Raw genomic sequence first — 16,074 nt, 5'->3', positions numbered from 1 at the left:
CCGGTCGATCATACCCACTTTGCTAACGGAGGCAGGCTCATCAGAACGGCGTTTGCATCATGCCCGGTTTCAAGGCCAAATTTCGTGCCGCGGTCATAGACAAGATTGTACTCGGCGTAGAGCCCTCTGTGGATAAGCTGCTTATCTTTATCGGCTTCGTTCCATGGCGTGGTTCTGCGCGCTTCGACAAGGGGTACAAACGCCGGTAGGAACGCACGGCCCACATCCTGGATAAATGCAAAATCAGTTTCCCAGTCACTTGTATTGTGGTCATCTAGGAAAATACCACCAACGCCGCGTGCCCTGCCCCTGTGCGGAACATAAAAATATTCATCCGCCCATTCCTTAAAGCGCGGGTAGTAGGACGCATTGTGGCGGTCACAATGCCCCTTTTGAACCGCATGAAAGGCCTGCGTGTCTTCAGGGTACTCGATGCATGGGTTAAGGTCAGACCCGCCCCCGAACCACCATGCATGAGGCGTCCAGAACATGCGCGTATTCATGTGAACAGCAGGGCAATGCGGGTTTTGCATATGCGCGACCAAAGAAATGCCCGACGCCCAGAAACGTGGATCATCAGCCATGCCTTCTAGCCCTTTGCGTGCCGCCATAGCAGCCTGCGCGCGTTCTCCCAAGGTGCCGTAAACAGTTGAAACATTTACGCCAATTTTCTCAAAAACACGACCGCCACGCATAACACTCATCAACCCACCACCAGCGTCGGACCCATCAGCAGAAGCGCGCTTTGTTTCGCTTACGTCGAACCGCCCGGCAGGCTGATCTGAAAATGGGCCAGCGGTCTGGTTGTCTTCCAAAGCCTCAAAACGCTCAACAATCTGGTCGCGTAGCTCCCGAAACCAGGCAGCGGCGCGGGCTTTCTGATTGTCCATTGTCGCGTCCATCAATTGTCTCCTTTGGTTTAAATCCCCATTAACCCTAAACCATGTAACGTTCCAGTGCTTGTACCCAACTCGGTGTCGTAATTGGCAAACAGAACCAATATATATACTCTATGTTCCCTAGTTTAGTGAGGTCCGCCATGTTTCGATTTTTCCTTCCACTCGTTCTATTGCTTGCCGCATGTGAAACGCCGCGTCAGCAGTGCATCAGCACTGTCAGCAAGGACCTGCGTGTCATAGACAGGCTTATCACAACAACAGAAGGAAATATTGAACGTGGCTACGCGATCAGCCGGACAAGAGAACCCGATTTTCGGATTCAACTTTGCGGCAGCCCTCACGACAACTTCCTGTTCTGCAATTCACATTCAACACGGTTGGTGAGCAGGCCCGTAGCAATCGACTTGGAAGAAGAAACACGCATCCTTGCCTCTCTGAAAAAGCGACGTGCAGAGATGACCCAAAAAGTACAGTTGCAGATCGCATCCTGTGCTGCGCATTACCCGGAAGGATGAAACTGACTTGTCATTAATGCGCAGGTGCCCCGACTGGGTCCAGCAAAGTCCTGCCGCCATCAACTGTTAGAATTTGGCCGGTGGCAAAACTGGAACTGTCAGAGGCCAGAAACTGAACTGCCTCTGCAACTTCGCTGGCAGGGGCAATGCGTCCCATAGGCGTATGATCCAGAATTTCCTGACGGTATCCTTCGTGTTCTTTCAGTTCCGCCTGAAGACTGGCGCTCATAACGCTGCCAAAAGCGACAGCATTCACGCGAATGCGGTTTGGCGCCAGCGCAACTGCAAGCGAACGCGTCATCTGATCAAGCGCGGCAGCACTGATGGAATAGGCCAGCAAGTCAGGATGTGTGCGTCTTGCCGCGATGGACGATAAGTTCACAATAGATCCTATTTGCCCTTCTGTCTGACCATCGTTTTCCGCCTGTGCAATCATGCGACGCGCAACAGATTGGCTAAGTCTGAGGCTGGTTAATAAATTCTGCCGCAGCAATTTCTCAACGGCATCGTCATCCGGATTCAAAGGGTCAGAAGTCACAATCTGACGGCTCGCGTTCACCAGAATATCCACCCGCTCAAATGCGTCTATCGTTGCCGACAGAAGGTTAGCTATGGTCAGTTTCTCACGCAGATCGCCCGCAAAGTAACGTACGTTTCCCTCTTCCGAGGTATTGCCAAGCTCTTCTATCAACCTAGCTTCGTCTATATCAGCAAACATAACGTTTGCGCCCTGCTCCGCGAAATGGCGGCCTGTAGCAAGGCCGACACCGTTCGCGGCGCCTGTGATGATCGCAGTTTTACCTGAAATGGAAAATGACATGAGCAACCTGAACTGTTGATTCTCTAAGGAGAGTATTAAATTTCAGCCACTTGCGCGAGAGCCGCGCTTTGCATGGCTTGCTTTGAGCACTTTAAAGCTCTTGTCGCCACCGATTTCTTCGACACGTTGAAAGACATCAGACAGCGTGTTTTCGTAAGGCAGGTGCCGGTTTGCGACGAGCCAAAGCTGCCCTGCGGGCGACAACATACGTACCGCGGCGGCGATGAACGCGCGTCCAAGTGCCGGGTTCGCTGCGCGGCTGGTATGAAACGGCGGGTTTGTGATGATGGTATCAAATGGCACGTCAGGCTTGAAACGGGTAGCATCCGCCCAGTGAAAATGAGCGCGTGGATCGGTGACATTGATCCGCGCGCAATTGATTGCGGCGTATTCCGCTTCGATCAGATGAATTTCTTCAACGCCGTCGCGACCCAGAATATTTGCAGACAAATATCCCCAGCCTGCCCCCAAATCCGCAACACGCCGACCTAGTTTCTGCGGCAACGTCGCGATTAGTGCCTGCGAACCGCGGTCAATCTTGTCTGCAGAAAATACGCCCGGGGCAGTTGTGTAGCCATCGGGACCAATAGTTTCTCCAGCAATCCAGCCGTCAAAACAGTCGGACGAGTTAAAGAAGAACAGTTTGCCATGTGCTTTTGAGATGGCCGGGCTAACAGTGGTGCGTTTGCGGCATTCCTTGAACATACTGTCAATGCCGTCGGTTTTCTGGCCGTCTACAACGATCAAACCGTTTGGGGTAAGGCGTGCGGCTTCAGCAATCATTGCGCGGGCTTCTGCTTTGGCACGCGGAAGCATGATAATCGACAAGCCATAGTCGTTGCGCGCCTCGGCAAACGTTGCATAACCGCGCGACGCCCAGGCATCGTGATCGGGTTTGAATCCCTGAATTATATCGACACGCGTAATTGGTAGTGCAGAAAAATCATCTTCAGCTAGCGGGCTAAATACTGCAATCCGGCTTTCGGCGGGCAGAAGGAACGCACCAGTTTCAAGAGCAATGGAAATACGGGACTGTTTCATGGCAAGGGCGACGCCCTATTCCTTTTCCATGGTGCACTGCAACGGATGCTGATGCTGGCGGGCAAAATCCATCACCTGCGTGACCTTGGTTTCAGCGATTTCATGGCTGAACACACCAACAACGGCCAAGCCCTTTTTATGCACTGTCAACATAATCTCAAACGCCTGTGCATGGTTGAGACCGAAGAAGCGTTCAAGAATGTGAACCACGAATTCCATTGGCGTAAAATCGTCGTTCAGCAGCAATACCTTATAAAGTGGCGGGCGTGCAGTTTTACTACGCGTTTTAGTCACCGTACCAGTCTCGCCATCACCGGTATCATCCTTGTCGGACATACGCGGGGGCAGTGCTGCCTTTATTTTCGTCAAAGGGAATTCCATTATAAGCCTCAGGCGAACTATATAGTCGCTTGGAACGGCGTGAAAAGGGGCGGTTTGGCTATGAGAGACCCTCAAAGGGTAAAAGTGACCACAATTGGCTTGGATGCAGACGATACGCTTTGGCATAACGAGCAATTCTTTCGCATCACGCAAGAGCGATTCGCAACCCTACTGGCTGATTTTGCTGAAAAAGATCATCTAGAGGAACGATTGCTGGCAGCGGAAAGACGCAATCTCGGCCACTATGGGTTTGGGGTGAAGGGGTTTGTTCTCTCGATGATCGAAACCGCGATCGAGGTCACCGAAGACCGCGTACCAGCGCGCATTATCCGCGAATTGATCAGTGCGGGACAGGATATGCTTGCACATCCGATCAACCTTTTGCCGCATGCACGTGAAACAGTGACCTCTCTGGCCGCTGACTTCAGGGTGCTCTTGATCACCAAGGGTGATCTTTTAGATCAGGAACGAAAGCTTGCTCAATCCGGGCTTGGGGATTTTTTTGACGGGGTCGAAATTGTCTCGCATAAAACACCAGAGACTTATTCCGAAATTTTCTCACGCCACGGTCAGGGTGCTGAAAATGCAATGATGGTTGGAAATTCCCTTAGGTCAGATGTGATACCTGCGCTTACAGCCGGGAGTTGGGGCATCTATATTCCGCACGAATTAACCTGGGCGCTCGAACACGCCGAAGCACCGACAACACATCCCCGATATCGAAGTTTTCCACACCTTGGAGATTTGCCTTATTTTTGCCGCAATAAGACATCTTGCGACTGATCCACTGGCATACGCAATATCTGCCAAATTTTGATGCAGACAAGACTTAAAGTATTTGAAATTGGGGTATTTTCTGATTCCATTCACTGTGCTATCGTCACCGTAACAATAAAAAGCTGACCGAAAAATCGGCAGCACGAGGCAGAAAGAGGCGGGCGACGTGAAGACACGTCTAGGGCAGATTGCCCCTACGGGGTTATTCGTGACAGTGATGATCTGTTTGGTGGCGTTCGCGCCGATCAGGTCTTTTGCTGCACCTTATGCAGCAATGGTAATAGACGCGCGCACAGGCGAGGTGCTTCATTCCAGAAATGCAGATACCCGTTTGCACCCGGCGTCTCTGACAAAAATGATGACTCTTTACATTACGTTCGAAGCTATTCGCAACGGTGAAATCTCGCTTGATACGCAGGTGCGTATTTCCAGAAATGCAGCGTCTGAACCACCCTCAAAGCTGGGGCTTCAGTCCGGACAACGCATACGTTTACGCTATCTGATCCGCGCTGCAGCAGTGAAATCCGCAAATGATGCAGCTACTGCACTTGGCGAAGCCATTGAAGGTTCCGAGGCCGCATTTGCGCGACGGATGAACCGCACAGCCCGGGCGCTTGGAATGACCCGCTCTACATTTCGAAACGCCCATGGCCTGACCGAAGAGGGGCACCTCTCAACCGCGCGCGATATGACAATTCTGGGCCGGCATTTGTTCTACGACTATCCGGATTACTACAATCTGTTTTCCCGGCGCTCTACCGACGCTGGTGTTCGCGAAGTTTCCAATACAAACCGCCGTCTGCTAAGCGCCTATCGTGGTGCTGACGGAATTAAGACCGGATACACACGCGCGGCTGGTTTCAACCTTGTCGCCTCCGCTGAACGGGGTAGTGAACGCATTATCGCAACGGTTTTTGGTGGGCGTTCGTCTGCAACGCGCAATGCGCGCGTGGCTGAACTGCTAGATATGGGCTTTCAACGCGCACCTAGTCGGGTCGCTGTAAATCGCCCAGCGCTTCCTGTGTACGATGACAATACGACTGCAGTTGCAAGCGGCACGTCAGCCGGAACTGCCGCCGGTCGAACCATTCGTTTGGTCACTGCGGTTAACACGAGCTTGCGGCCAACCCCGCGGCCAACTCAGGCACCCACGGCAGATATTCTGATCGCAATGCAGAGCGAAATCGAAAATGCAATTCAGGAAGTGCAGCAATCTTCCGGTACAACGCCTGCAGCAACGGCTGAAACCACAACGACTCCGGCACCGCGCCCGTCCGAGGCTGAAACCGAGGCTATCGCAATAGCCGCAGCAACGCAGGCTGCTGAAGAAGTTGGGGAAATCGTTCTGGCTGCAGCGGAACCTGCCAAAATCATAACGCCGGAACCCAAACCGGAAGCGCAGGACCCTGTTATTGTAATGCGTGTGTCGACATCTGGCGGTGAGCATTGGGGCGTGAATGTCGGGCGCTATGGATCGCGTTATCAGGCAGAGCGTGTCTTGCTGCGTACAGCCCTCAATGAAATGACAACGCTTGATGGCGCGCTGCGTCGTGTCGTTCAGCGTGGCGGCGGGTTTGAAGCCAACTTTATGGGTATGACCGAAGAAGCCGCAGAATTGGCCTGTCGTCGCCTTCAGGCACGCGCGATAGAATGCACACCCTTTGGTCCTTCTTCCTGAGCCCTTGCCCCCACGCAATCAAGCGGGCAAGTTAGCTGCAATCAGGAGAGATCAAGATGACAACTTTCGTTCTGCCGCTGCCCGAACCGCCCTCTGTTGCAATTGCAAAGAGTGAGAACCGCTTTCCAGTACGCCGTATCTTTTGCGTCGGCCGCAATTATGCAGAGCATGCGCGCGAAATGGGCAATGACCCGGATCGAGAGCCGCCCTTCTTTTTCACAAAACCGGCCGATTGCGTGATTGATGATGGCGCCGTGTTACCTTTTCCTACTCATACGAAAAACCTGCATCACGAAGCCGAACTTGTCGTTGCGATTGGCACTGGTGGCGCAGGTATTTCACCTGACGAGGCACTCAACCATGTTTGGGGATATGGCCCGGGCAATGACCTTACACGCCGCGACCTTCAGGCCGAAGCCAAGGCATCCCGGCGCCCGTGGGATATGGCAAAAGGTTTTGACCATTCTGCAGCCTGCGGAGCACTACATCCGGTCAGCGAAGTAGGCCACCCGGACCAAGCGCGCATCACGGCAACAGTGAATGACAACCTTCGTCAGGATGGCGACATAGCAGATATGATCTGGCCCGTTGCTGACGTTATCGCCTATCTTTCCGGCCTTGTCATTCTCGCACCAGGGGATTTGATATTCACAGGTACGCCAGCTGGAGTTGGATCGATTAAACACGGCGAAAGCTGCCGAGTCGAGATTGATGGCCTTGGCTCTGTGAGCGTCAGTTTTCGCTAAAAAGACACGTCGGATCAGGGACGTGGCTCATCCTCCCAGTCCGGGCTGAGAATCCGCTGGCTGTCCCCTTCCGGGTCATCATACTGATGTGATTTAAGGGCCCAGAAAAACGCAGCGAGCCCGAGCCCGCCCAGAAAGAGCGAAATCGGGATCAAGTAAACAAGCATTTCCATTGCGTCACCTCAGCCGCAGCGCGTTAAGGGACACGCTAATTGAAGACAGAGACATCGCCAAGGCCGCAGCCAGGGGCGTTGCAAATCCAAGCAGCGCGACAGGAACTGCTATCAAATTGTAAACGACTGCGATGCCAAAGTTTTCACGGATGCGGCTAACCGATTTCTCGGCAATAACTGTCGCCTCCGCAAGCGGTGCAAGATCAACGCCCAAGAGCACGATGTCCGAGGCGACACGCGCCGCATCCAACGCTGTTGCGGGCGAGATAGAGACATGCGCCGCAGCAAGTGCCGCTGTGTCATTCAGCCCATCGCCAACCATGAGAACACGCGCACCAGCACGGGTGACGGCCCCAATTGCGCTGGCCTTTTCTTCTGGCAAGGCTTCGGCGACCCAGTTTTCAATACCCAGCCGCTCTGCCATCGCCTGAACTGCTGCTGGTGTGTCGCCTGAGATGAGATGTACGGTTTTGCCTTGTGCCTTTAGCTCTGCAACCGCTTGTTCGGCGCCCGCTCGCAGCCTGTCGACGAAGGTAAAAGAAACGGGGCTTGCCTTGCCAACCGACAAATAGGTTGCTGTCATCTCTGATGCTTCTGCATCCACCCATGCAGCGCGTCCCAGTCGAACAGGCATTCCACAAAATTGCGCTTCAATTCCGTAGCCTGGCACTTCTTTCAGGTCCGTTACAGTGGCAGCTTTTACATTCGCTTCATTCAATGCATCAACCAAGGCCACGGCAAGCGGATGCGACGACCCCTCCGCCAAAGCAAGCGCAACTTCGAGGTCTTTTATGTCGTGGTCATTAAGGTTGGTAAGCTCTGGCCGACCTTCCGTCAAAGTACCAGTTTTATCAAAAACGACGGTATCAATCTCTGCCAGTCTTTCGAGCGCTGTCCCGTCCTTGATCAGCATCCCTTTTCGGAACAATTGGCCTGATGCGGCGGTTGTCACCGCTGGCACCGCAAGACCAAGGGCGCATGGGCAAGTTATGATCAAGACCGCAACCGCAATGTTTAACGCCAGTCGTACATCACCACCAGATATCCACAACCATCCAGCAAATGCGACAAAGGCCAGCAAATGGACACCGGGGGCGTAAATCTGCGCAGCGCGATCAGCCAAGGATGTGTAGCGGTTCTTTGAGCTTTCGGCCATCGCGACAAGATCTGCCATGACATGCAGCGAACTGTCCTCTCCGGCGGCTGTCACTTTAAGCGTTAGCGGTCCGGTCAGATTAACCTCCCCCGCGCTTACGCTCTGCCCGATGCCCGCGAAGACCGGCAGTGTCTCGCCAGTTAGCAAAGAGCGGTCAATCTCGCTCGCCCCTTCAGTTACGAAACCATCAACTGGCATTCTTCCGCCCGGTTTCACACGCACCAAGTCTCCGACTACAAGTTCAGCAATAGCCACAACTTCTTCGGTTTCACCGTTCAGACGTGTCGCACGGGGTACTTCAAGCGCTGCAAGTTCTTCGGCAGCCGAACGCGCAACTGCGCGTGTCCGGTGGTCCAGATAGCGACCTGCAAGCAGAAAGAACGTCAAAGAAAGGGCCGCATCAAAATATGCGTGTTCGCCCGATTGGGTGGTCTCATAGAGCGACATTCCCGCAGCAAGCAAAATAGCGAGCGATATGGGGACATCCATATTAAGCCTTCTGACAGACAAAGCACGCATCGCATTTTTGAAAAACGGCTGCGCTGAAAACGCAATTGTCGGTAACGCAATTGCGGCAGAAATCCAGTGAAACAGGTCGCGTGTTGCAGCTTCAGCGCCTGACCAAATCGCGACAGAGAGCAGCATCACATTCATAGCCGCAAAACCAGCCACGGCGAGCCGCATCAAAAGATCGCGCCCTGCCTTGTCGTTTTCTGTCGCAGAGAGAAGGCCACGATCAAGCTCGTGCGCGGTGTATCCCACCCCATCAAGTGCTTTTATCAGGTCGCCTGCTTCCACATCCGGCGCAGCTTCAATACTTGCACGCTTCAGCGTGAGGTTAACACGTGCAGACTTAACTCCGGGATGTGCAAGAAGCCCGCGCTCAACAGCTGAAATACAGCCGGAGCAGTGAATGGTGGGTAATGAAAGCAGAATACGGGCGTCACCGCTTTTGGACTGCTCCGCAAGCGCCTCTGCCGCCGGAGATGCTGCACACGCGGGACAGCCGGAAACTTGTGTAGGCACCGCCGTGTTCATCGCTAACCTCCGACGTATAGAACAATGCGGCGCTGAAACTTTGTGCCGTCCTCGGCAGTCGCAACCAAGCGAAGATTCCAGTTTCCCGGAGCGACATCAACAGGTGCGCGATACACACCGTTTTCGTAAGTGAATTCTGGGTTCATGTCGTCGCGTATATTTGTAGCACGACCAAGAATGGCCTGCAGTTCAGCGATACCGGCCGGGGCTCCAAGATCGTCTAAGATGGTAAGGACCAACTCATTTGCCTCAATTATTGCTGATACGTCCCAGCCCAGTGCATCCTGTGCTGCGCGATCTGCGTCAAAAGTCTGACTTGCGACGTAGCTGTTACCCACTTCTAAACCGGGAAACGTTCGAATGGCGCTGAAGGCCATGAAAACATTAACACCGATGATCACCGCAAAGGCGGCGAACAAAATCGCAAACACCTTGCGCCCTGTCAGTGGTTTAGAGCTCATTGGACTTTCCCATTGAATACAGTATCCGAGTAGGCACGGTCACCATTTGTCATGTCTTCGATCCACAACCTTAAATCTGTGCGTCCCACAGAGGAGGCATCAGACCCCGCCGGTGCAGTGACATAGACCCGTTGCAGCTTTGTATCGTCCGCCGGAACCGTTACAAGCAACTCATCGGCGCCTTCAAGCGAGATTTGTAACACAGAATCCGAGGTAAGCGAAACATGGAACGGCCTGTCGTCACCGTGCTTGTTTCGCAGACGCACATCATAGGTGTTGCGTATCGATCCGTCAGACAAAGTGACAAAAGTTGGGTTGCGCACCGGGGCAACTGTCATGTCGATATCTGACTGAATGAACAAAGCAAAAAGCAAAGCGAACCCAACCGCCGACCAAAGCGAAGTATACATGATTGTGCGGGGGCGGAAGACGTGCTTCCAGACAGAAACAGGTTTGCCGCCTGCCCGCTCTGCTGCTTCGTCCTTAAGCGCCATGTAGTCAATCAATCCACGCGGCTTACCGATTTTTTCCATGATGTCGTCACAAGCATCAATACAAAGCGCGCATGTAATACACTCTAACTGTTGCCCGTCGCGGATATCGATTCCAACCGGGCAAACATTGACGCAAGCCATGCAATCTATGCAGTCACCAAGGTTGTCTGCTTCTGGCCCCTTGCGGTGTTTGCCACGGGGTTCACCACGCCATTCCCTGTATGCAACGACAAGCGTGTCTTCATCCATCATTGCCGCCTGAATACGCGGCCACGGGCACATGTAGATACAAATCTGCTCGCGCATAAAACCGCCGAAAACAAAGGTTGCCAGCGTCAGAACCAAAATTGTGGAGTAAGCGACAGGGTGGGCATTCAAAGTGACCAGATCAGCCAGCAATTGCGGGGCATCTGCGAAGTAAAAAACCCATGCACCACCAGTCGCTACGGCAATCAAAAGCCACGCTGTCCACTTAACAAGAGTGAGGCGAACTTTCCTGGCCGTCCATTTGGAATTCCACAAACGCACCCTTGCGTTGCGATCTCCTTCAATCCAGCGCTCGACCAGAATGAACAAATCGGTCCAGACGGTCTGCGGACATGCATAGCCACACCAGACACGGCCAAGCGCCGAGGTGAACAAAAACAGACCAAGGCCCGCCATGATCAGCAATCCGGCGATAAAGTAAAACTCATGTGGCCAAATCTCGATCCAGAAGAAAAAGAAGCGCCGCCCCGCCAGATCAACCAAAACCGCCTGATCCGGCAGGTTTGGACCACGGTCCCAACGTATCCACGGTGTCAGATAGTAGATTCCCAGCGTAACCGCCATAATCCACCACTTGAAATTACGGAACGGCCCTGAAACACGTTTTGGGAAAACGGGTTCACGTGCCGCATAAAGCGACGGGGGGTTTTCATTGCTGGCCAAGGAATCTCTCCGATCATCCTATTCGCGAAGTCGTTGTCTTTTTACAGGCAGCCTGTGTCATGGCCTTGACCTAGGTCAAACAAATGACGGTTTGAACGAGGCGCAACGCCACAGGCAATGTTCCTCTGATTCTTCTATTGGATTAAAAATATTATCGGCAAAACCCAGTCAACAGGCCTCCTCCAATCAAAAAGTTGTGCAGCATTGCCGTCAAAGCGCATTCAGCGGCTCTTTCGTTGAGGAAATTAGTGCTCCTAATGACGTCTTTCACACAAAATCTATCTCAACACAATTTGGTTAACACGCACCAACACCAGGAGTCCGACGGTACGGCCAAAGTCGGTGTCGAGGGTAATTCCAAAGAACAAGGTGGAAATCGCGTCTCAATTGGTTAATAAACCGATAAACACCGGCACCCCAGGAAACGCGCGAACAGGACGGGGTGCCGGTGTCATCTCCGGGGGCCATTGGCCTCCGGAAACCTTTTATTTACTCGCCACCACCAAGCTGGTGAACATAAGCTGCAACAGCGCGAACATCCGCGTCGCTCAGCCTGGTGTTCCAGTTTGGCATGACGCCGTAGCGGGAATTCGACACAGTTTCGGTCAACGTGTCCACGTCGCCGCCGTAAAGCCAGATCGCGTCTGTCAGGTTAGGTGCACCCTGTTCACGGTCACCCGTACCTTCATCCATGTGACAGCTTGCACAGTTATCCATGAATACCGTGGCACCAGCCGATGCCAGAGTTGTATCTGCTTCCTGACCAGAAATTGCCATGACGTGGTTTACGACCTGTGCGATTTCCTCTTCGCTCAGGAATTCACCAAAAGCAGGCATTTGCGAGAAACGCGCATCCGGATCAGTTTCATTGCGAATGCCGTGGTTGACGGTGGCGTAAATTGCGTCAATGTCACCACCCCATAGCCAGTCATCATCCAAAAGATTTGGATATCCTTTGGCACCTGCGGCACCAGAGCCGTGGCAGGTTGAACAATTCGTTGCGAAGATTGACCGGCCTGCGTTCGCTGCAAACTGCAACAACTCTGGATCCTCGCTTAAGGCAGTCAGCTCTGTGCCCACAAGTTTGGCTTCAATCCCGGCGTTTGCTGTATCAAACTCCTCGATGTCAGCTGCAACTTCAGCACGTGTCGAATAGCCGAGGACGCCTGGCGTCGCCCCGCTGATCAGCGGCCATGCAGGATATGCAATCACATAACCAATGCCCCAGATAATTGTGAGGTAAAAAGTCCAGAGCCACCACCGCGGCAAAGGATTGTTAAACTCTTCAATACCGTCCCAGCTGTGCCCAGTTGTTTCGATTTCATGCTTTTCAGTTTTTTGTGGTTTTTTGGTCATGTCCGTGCCTCCTTGCGATCTGCGTCACAGTCGCTCGCAGGTTTGTCTTCATGCCGAAAGGGGATGTTTGCAGTGTCCTCGTAGGTCTTCTTGCTGCCTGGGCGAAACACCCAGATGATGCAACCAATGAAGAAGGTAAACATAAATAAAAGCATCCAGCTGTCAGCGAACTCTCGCATAAGGGAATATAAATCCATTGTTCCCTCCTATCGGCTTGCGTCTGGCGTAAAGGTTGAGAAATCAACCAATGTGCCAAGCATCTGTAGATAAGCGATCATGGCATCCATTTCTGAAATCCCGGGTTGCCCATCAAAGTTGCGAACCTGCGCATTTGGATACCGTTCGACCAGTGCATCCCAATCACTGTCTGGATCAGCCTGCGCGGTAAAATCGGCCGACGCATTTTCCAGCATGTCATCAGTGTAAGGCACGCCAACCATCCGGTGCGTTTCCATCAAATCGGTGATGTAGGTTGCATCAACCATCCGATCTTCGAGGAAACCATATTTTGGCATGACAGATTCAGGCACCACGGTCTGTGGATCACGCAGGTGATCAAGATGCCATTCATCAGAGTAACGCCCACCAACCCGCGCCAAGTCTGGCCCGGTCCGTTTGGAACCCCACTGGAACGGGTGATCGTACATCGACTCTGCCGCAAGGCTGTAGTGGCCATAGCGCTCCACCTCATCCCGCATTGGGCGGATCATCTGACTGTGACAGACATAGCAGCCCTCACGGATATAGATGTCACGCCCCGTCAGTTCGAGCGGCGAATAAGGCCGCACACCTTCCACCTCTTCGATCGTGTTTTCGAGGTAGAAAAGAGGTGCGATTTCGACGATACCGCCCACCGTAACTACAAGAAGGCTACAGACCAGCAGAAGCGTTGCGTTCTTTTCCAGAACCTTATGTTTATCAAGAATTGCCATCTCTCCGGCCCTCCCTATTCAGCCGGAGCTGCTGCGGGGGCTTCGGCCTTAGCCTCACCACGTACAACAGTCATCCAGAGGTTATAGCACATGATCAGTGCACCGGCGAGGAACAACACGCCTCCCATGCCGCGAACGACATACATTGGGAACTTCGCGCTAACCGTGTCAGCGAACGAGTTTACAAGGAACCCTTGCGCATCAACTTCGCGCCACATCAGGCCTTCCATGATACCGGTGACCCACATCGACGACGCGTAGAGAACGATACCGATCGTTGCTAGCCAGAAGTGCCAGTTCACCAGTTTCAGTGAGTAAAGGCCAGTCTTGTTCCAGAGTTTCGGAAATAGGAAGTAAAGCGCACCAAAGGTGATCATACCGTTCCAACCAAGAGCGCCGGAATGCACGTGACCAATGGTCCAGTCTGTGTAGTGCGACAAGGAGTTGACCGCACGGATCGACATCATCGGACCCTCAAACGTCGACATGCCGTAAAAACCAATCGACACAACCATCATCCGCAAAATCGGGTCGGTTCGCAGCTTGTCCCAGGCACCTGATAGTGTCATCAGGCCGTTGATCATGCCACCCCAGCTGGGCATCCAGAGAATGATCGAGAACACCATACCCAGCGTGCTCGCCCAGTCGGGAAGCGCGGTGTAATGCAAGTGGTGAGGACCAGCCCAGATATAAAGGAAAATGAGCGCCCAGAAGTGAATGATCGACAGCTTGTAGCTGTAGACAGGACGTTCCGCTTGTTTTGGTACAAAGTAATACATCATACCAAGGAAGCCCGCTGTCAGGAAAAAGCCCACAGCGTTGTGACCATACCACCACTGCGTCATCGCATCCTGCACACCGGCAAAGACCTGCACAGATTTGGACCCGAAAATCGAAACAGGGATCGAAAGGTTATTGACCAGGTGAAGCATCGCAACAGTCACGATAAAGCTTAGCAAGAACCAGTTCGCAACGTAGATATGCTTTTCTTTTCGTTTGAAAAGTGTCCCCATGAAGACCACCAGATACGCGACCCATACGATGGTCAGCCAGATATCCACATGCCATTCAGGCTCTGCATATTCTTTGGATTGGGTCGAACCGAGCAAATAACCGGTTGCCGCCAAAACGATAAACAGCTGATAGCCCCAGAACACGAACCAGGCGAGGTTTCCACCCCATAGCCGTGCTGCCGTTGTACGCTGAACAATGTAAAAGGACGTCGCAATGAGCGCGTTGCCACCAAACGCAAAAATTACTGCCGAGGTATGCAGTGGCCGCAGACGCCCAAAATTTGCATATCCTTCGGCCCAGTCAAAGTTAAGCACCGGAAAGGCAAGCTGGAAGGCAATAAACGTACCGACCAGAAAACCAACAACGCCCCAAAACGCCGTTGCGATAACGCCATAGCGTATTACACCGTCCATATAGCCGGTCTCGACGGTTCTGGGTTCATCCGTTCGCCGAACGGTCCATAAAAACAATCCACCAGATGCTAGCATGACAATAATCGCATGCACCTGATAGGCTAAATCACGTGCGTAGTTAGCGGCGATTGCGGCCAAAAGCGCAATAACCCCCAATACGATCAGCTTAAAATAGTCCCACATTAAAGCGTCCCTTCGTCTTTCCCTGCGGCGACTCGTTGGTCGCGCGGGCTCATTTTGACTGTTCGGGGTATGAATGGCCATGGCAGAAACTGCTTTGATCCATGTCAATTTTGACGCGGCTTTCGTTTGATCGATATCAAAGCCGGGTAAAATTATCGTCGATAGGGTTTTTTTAGATCGAATTCAGAAAGGGCGAAACCAATGGCCTACAAATCTTTGCTTACAATCGCGACCGATATTGAGATTTGCGAACCACCGCTACAACATGCAATCGCAATGGCAAGAATGGGCGAAGCGCATTTAGATGTGCAGTGTATCGGCGTTGATCGCACGCAAACAGGTTACTACTATGCGGGTGCAAACGCGATGGTGCTTCAGCAAACACTTCAGCAAGCGCAACAAGACGCCGAAGATCTGGAAGAAAAAATACGCGCCCGACTTAAAAACGAAGATATCAACTGGTCTTGCGAATCTGGCGTGGCACAACTGACCGGCCTTAACCGGCTGATCGCCCACCGTGCCCGTTTTTCCGATCTTGTGATCTTACCCAAGCCTTATGGCGAAAATCGCAAACAAGAACTCGAGGCCGTCGTCGAATCAGCTATGTTCGAAGGCCACGCGCCGGTCATGGTGGTGCCAGATGACATTGACGGTACAACAACCCCGAAAAGAATTATTATCGCCTGGAATGAAAGTGCCGAAGCGTTGGCGGCAATACGTGCGGCTCTTCCCCTTCTTAAAAATGCCGATCTTGTAAATGTTGCCGTGATCGACCCGCCCACCCATGGTCCGGATCGATCTGACCCTGGTGGAGCGCTTTCGCAAATGCTGGCACGTCACGGGGTTAAAGCGGAAATATCAGTACTTGCGAAAACCATGCCTCGGGTTGCGGATGTTCTGGTACGTCACGTGCGCGACCTGAATGCCGATTTACTTGTCATGGGTGCCTATGGCCATTCGCGCTTCCGTGAGGCAATTCTTGGAGGGGCGACACGAAACATGCTTGAATTGGCAGAAGTGCCGGTCTTGCTGGCGCATTAACTTCGGCTCAGGTGACAAAGCTCTTT

The 16,074-nt window shown here is 52.9% G+C and carries 17 protein-coding genes; 5 read left to right on the top strand and 12 right to left on the bottom strand.

Annotated elements, in window-relative coordinates; genetic code table 11:
- Nucleotides 1-8 precede the first annotated feature (8 nt).
- Entirely contained in the window at nucleotides 9-902 is an 894-nt protein-coding gene (gene hemF / locus MWU63_RS08140) for an oxygen-dependent coproporphyrinogen oxidase (RefSeq protein ID WP_213889229.1), read from the bottom strand.
- A gap of 137 nt (nucleotides 903-1,039) precedes the next feature.
- Between hemF and MWU63_RS08135 the strand changes: the two genes are divergently transcribed.
- Nucleotides 1,040-1,414 carry a hypothetical protein gene (locus MWU63_RS08135; RefSeq protein WP_213889232.1) on the top strand — a complete coding sequence of 125 codons (375 nt, stop codon included), beginning with the start codon at nucleotides 1,040-1,042 and terminating at the stop codon, nucleotides 1,412-1,414.
- Nucleotides 1,415-1,427: 13 nt separating this feature from the next.
- Here the strand turns inward: MWU63_RS08135 and MWU63_RS08130 are convergent, their stop codons facing one another.
- Genes MWU63_RS08130 through clpS form a run of 3 tightly spaced genes read right to left on the bottom strand, consistent with a single transcriptional unit; the run spans nucleotide 1,428 to nucleotide 3,611 of the window.
- Nucleotides 1,428-2,234: an SDR family oxidoreductase gene (locus tag MWU63_RS08130; RefSeq protein ID WP_213889235.1), complete on the bottom strand. Its 807-nt coding sequence runs from the start codon at nucleotides 2,232-2,234 to the stop codon at nucleotides 1,428-1,430.
- 42 nt (nucleotides 2,235-2,276) lie between these two features.
- A complete protein-coding gene (locus MWU63_RS08125; RefSeq protein WP_213889236.1) occupies nucleotides 2,277-3,275 on the bottom strand; it encodes a class I SAM-dependent methyltransferase in 999 nt (332 codons plus the stop codon).
- 15 nt (nucleotides 3,276-3,290) lie between these two features.
- Nucleotides 3,291-3,611, bottom strand: a complete 321-nt coding sequence (gene clpS, locus MWU63_RS08120) for an ATP-dependent Clp protease adapter ClpS (protein WP_213889446.1) — start codon at nucleotides 3,609-3,611, stop codon at nucleotides 3,291-3,293.
- A gap of 105 nt (nucleotides 3,612-3,716) precedes the next feature.
- On the opposite strand from clpS, the gene MWU63_RS08115 reads away from it, so the two are divergent.
- The 3 genes from MWU63_RS08115 to MWU63_RS08105 all read left to right on the top strand — a co-directional run bounded on the left by MWU63_RS08115 (nucleotide 3,717) and on the right by MWU63_RS08105 (nucleotide 6,857).
- Nucleotides 3,717-4,439 carry an HAD family hydrolase gene (locus MWU63_RS08115; RefSeq protein WP_213889237.1) on the top strand — a complete coding sequence of 241 codons (723 nt, stop codon included), beginning with the start codon at nucleotides 3,717-3,719 and terminating at the stop codon, nucleotides 4,437-4,439.
- 211 nt (nucleotides 4,440-4,650) lie between these two features.
- The gene (locus tag MWU63_RS08110) at nucleotides 4,651-6,111 is read left to right on the top strand and encodes a D-alanyl-D-alanine carboxypeptidase family protein (protein WP_247077574.1); all 1,461 of its coding nucleotides are present in this window, start codon (nucleotides 4,651-4,653) and stop codon (nucleotides 6,109-6,111) included.
- Nucleotides 6,112-6,167: 56 nt separating this feature from the next.
- Entirely contained in the window at nucleotides 6,168-6,857 is a 690-nt protein-coding gene (locus MWU63_RS08105) for a fumarylacetoacetate hydrolase family protein (RefSeq protein WP_213889239.1), read from the top strand.
- A gap of 14 nt (nucleotides 6,858-6,871) precedes the next feature.
- On the opposite strand, the gene ccoS is transcribed toward MWU63_RS08105, so the two are convergent.
- From ccoS to ccoN, 8 genes are all read right to left on the bottom strand, one after another.
- Complete coding sequence (ccoS, locus tag MWU63_RS08100) at nucleotides 6,872-7,030, bottom strand: cbb3-type cytochrome oxidase assembly protein CcoS (RefSeq protein WP_213889240.1); 159 nt, start codon at nucleotides 7,028-7,030, stop codon at nucleotides 6,872-6,874.
- A gap of 4 nt (nucleotides 7,031-7,034) precedes the next feature.
- Nucleotides 7,035-9,224: a heavy metal translocating P-type ATPase gene (locus MWU63_RS08095; RefSeq protein WP_247077513.1), complete on the bottom strand. Its 2,190-nt coding sequence runs from the start codon at nucleotides 9,222-9,224 to the stop codon at nucleotides 7,035-7,037.
- A 2-nt stretch (nucleotides 9,225-9,226) separates the two neighbouring features.
- Nucleotides 9,227-9,685 carry a FixH family protein gene (locus MWU63_RS08090; protein ID WP_213889242.1) on the bottom strand — a complete coding sequence of 153 codons (459 nt, stop codon included), beginning with the start codon at nucleotides 9,683-9,685 and terminating at the stop codon, nucleotides 9,227-9,229.
- A complete protein-coding gene (gene ccoG, locus MWU63_RS08085; protein ID WP_213889243.1) occupies nucleotides 9,682-11,109 on the bottom strand; it encodes a cytochrome c oxidase accessory protein CcoG in 1,428 nt (475 codons plus the stop codon). Before ccoG ends, MWU63_RS08090 begins: the two co-directional genes overlap by 4 nt.
- A 489-nt stretch (nucleotides 11,110-11,598) precedes the next feature.
- The gene (gene ccoP / locus MWU63_RS08080; RefSeq protein WP_213889244.1) at nucleotides 11,599-12,465 is read right to left on the bottom strand and encodes a cytochrome-c oxidase, cbb3-type subunit III; all 867 of its coding nucleotides are present in this window, start codon (nucleotides 12,463-12,465) and stop codon (nucleotides 11,599-11,601) included.
- The gene (locus tag MWU63_RS08075; RefSeq protein ID WP_213889245.1) at nucleotides 12,462-12,662 is read right to left on the bottom strand and encodes a cbb3-type cytochrome c oxidase subunit 3; all 201 of its coding nucleotides are present in this window, start codon (nucleotides 12,660-12,662) and stop codon (nucleotides 12,462-12,464) included. The genes ccoP and MWU63_RS08075 overlap by 4 nt, the downstream gene beginning before the upstream one ends.
- Nucleotides 12,663-12,671: 9 nt before the next feature.
- Nucleotides 12,672-13,397 (bottom strand): cytochrome-c oxidase, cbb3-type subunit II, encoded by a 726-nt coding sequence (gene ccoO / locus MWU63_RS08070; protein WP_213889246.1) that lies wholly within the window; start codon nucleotides 13,395-13,397, stop codon nucleotides 12,672-12,674.
- Nucleotides 13,398-13,411: 14 nt separating this feature from the next.
- Nucleotides 13,412-15,007, bottom strand: a complete 1,596-nt coding sequence (gene ccoN / locus MWU63_RS08065; RefSeq protein ID WP_213889248.1) for a cytochrome-c oxidase, cbb3-type subunit I — start codon at nucleotides 15,005-15,007, stop codon at nucleotides 13,412-13,414.
- A gap of 201 nt (nucleotides 15,008-15,208) precedes the next feature.
- Here ccoN and MWU63_RS08060 point away from each other — a divergent pair, with 201 nt between their 5' ends.
- Entirely contained in the window at nucleotides 15,209-16,048 is an 840-nt protein-coding gene (locus tag MWU63_RS08060) for a universal stress protein (protein WP_213889250.1), read from the top strand.
- Nucleotides 16,049-16,074 lie beyond the last annotated feature (26 nt).

The organism is Pseudohalocynthiibacter sp. F2068 (assembly GCF_023015645.1).
Classification (GTDB): domain Bacteria; phylum Pseudomonadota; class Alphaproteobacteria; order Rhodobacterales; family Rhodobacteraceae; genus Pseudohalocynthiibacter; species Pseudohalocynthiibacter aestuariivivens.
The sequence above is the reverse complement of the archived record's forward strand: the minus strand, read 5'-3'. Positions and strand labels throughout refer to the sequence as shown.